At 76.4% G+C, this 2,051-nt stretch carries 1 protein-coding gene; it reads left to right on the forward strand.

The window, feature by feature from the left end; all coding sequences use genetic code 11:
* Positions 1–2,051: SpoIIE family protein phosphatase (locus tag ABZ641_RS34690; protein WP_359988337.1), on the forward strand; the 2,051-nt coding region annotated here is incomplete at both ends.

The following is a 2,051-nucleotide window of genomic DNA, read 5'->3' on the forward strand; positions in this document are numbered from 1 at the left end:
GCCGGCCCGGCGCCGGGCGTCCTCGGCAGGCTCGCCTCCACCGTCGAACGGCTGCGCCGGGAGGTCCGCGAGGCCCAGGCGGCCGCCGACGGACGCGCGCTGATCGAGCTGGCCAAGGGCATCCTGATCGGGCGGCTCACCTGCGGTCCGGCCGAGGCCGAGGCCCAGCTCGCCGCGCTCGCCGAGCGGGCGAACGTCACCGTGCTGGAGCTGGCCGCCGACATCATCAACCAGGCCGCGCAGGACGGCATCGCCGACACCGCACGGGAGTTCGTCGCCGCCGGCGGACCCGCCCCGCACGGCGCCGACCGGTCCGCACCCGCCGAGCCGGTCTCCCCGGCGCTGCGGCTGCGCACCGCCGAAGCCGCCGCCATGGCCGCCGACGACATCCACACGGTCGCGCGCTCCGTGCTCGACCACGCCCTCGCCCCGCTGGACGCCGGTGCCGCCGTCATCTGGGAGGCCCAGCCGGACGGTTCGCTCCGGCTCGCCGGCTCGGCCGGGTTCACCGCCGAGGAGGCCGCCCGCTGGCACTACGTCCCGCCCGGCGTCCCCACCCCGGCACGCTCCGCGCTCACCGCCCGCGACCTCGTCCGGTTCGACTCGGTCGCCTCCGGACCGCCCGGCATCGGCCGCCGCCAGCTCACCGGCACCCGGATCGCCGTGCCGGCCGGCATCGGCGGCCGGCTCACCTGCGTCCTGGAGATCTGCTGGGCCGCCCGCACCGCCGAGCAACCCCCGGCCGTGCTGCGCCAGTTCGAGGCGCTGGCGGAGCTCTGCGCCCGCGCCCTGGAGTCGGCGCCGGAGATCCCGCCCGGCGCACTGATCCCGGCCGCCGACGCCCGCCTGCGGGAACTGCTCGACCTGGTCGACGGCCTGCACGACCCCGGTCTGCTGCTCAAGCCGCTGCTCGACGACCGCGGCGCCGTCGCCGACTTCCTGATCAGCCACGTGAACACCCGCTTCGTCGACTTCGCGGGCCGCCCGGCCGCCGCGGTCGCCGGCGCCACCCTGCTGGAGGCGTACCCGCTCAGCGCGGAGCCGGGCGGCCTCTTCCAGCTCGTCGAGCACGTCCACGCCACCGGCGAGCCGTACCGCTCGGCGAACCTCGGACTGACCGCGCTGATCGACGACGTCCCGCTCACCACCACCGCCGAGGCCGCGCTCAGCCGCCACGGCGACCACGTGGTCTGCGTGTGGCGCACCCGGGACGAGTCCAGCCGTGTCGCCAGCCTGCTCCAGCACGCCCAGCGCCTCGGCCGGATCGGCGGGTTCGAGGAGGACCTGCGGACGGGCGCGGCCACCTGGAACGAGACCGTCTTCGACCTGTACGGGCTGCCGCCGACGGCGCCGCCGGTGACCCTCGACCAACTCGCCGTCCACTGCCACCCCGACGACCGGCACGCCATCGGCCGCTTCGTGCGCACCCTGCTGCACCACCGCCGGCCGGCCGACACCGCCTTCCGGCTCAACCGGCCCGACGGGGTCGTCCGGCACATCCGGATCGTCGCCGAGCCCGTGCTGGACCAGTGGTCCCGGCTCACCGCCGTCCGCGGCGCCTACCAGGACGTCTCCGCCCAGCACTGGACGGAGGTCGCCCTCGCCGCCACCCGCGAGCAGCTGGCCCACACCGAGGAGCAGGCCGCCGCCCGCAACCGGCTGGCGCTGCAACTCCAGCACGCCATCATGCCGGTGGGCCGCGGCCCGCTCGACCTCACCGGGCTGCGGATCGCCGTCCGCTACCGCCCCGCCGAGAAGGACCACATGGTCGGCGGCGACTGGTACGACGCCGTCACGCTGCCCAGCAAGCGGATCCTGCTCTGCGTCGGCGACGTCGCCGGGCACGGCATCGAGGCCGCCACCGGCATGGTCGCCCTGCGCAACGCGCTGCGCGGCCTGGCCGCGACCGGCTCCGGTCCGGCCCAACTGCTGGGCTGGCTCAACAACGTGACGCACCACCTGACCGACCACGTCACGGCCACCGCCGTCTGCGCGCTCTACGACCCCGCCGACCGCACCCTGAGCTGGGCCCGCGCCGGGCACCTGCCGCC

Source organism: Kitasatospora sp. NPDC007106, from assembly GCF_040634455.1.
In the GTDB taxonomy this organism is placed as follows: domain Bacteria; phylum Actinomycetota; class Actinomycetes; order Streptomycetales; family Streptomycetaceae; genus Kitasatospora; species Kitasatospora arboriphila.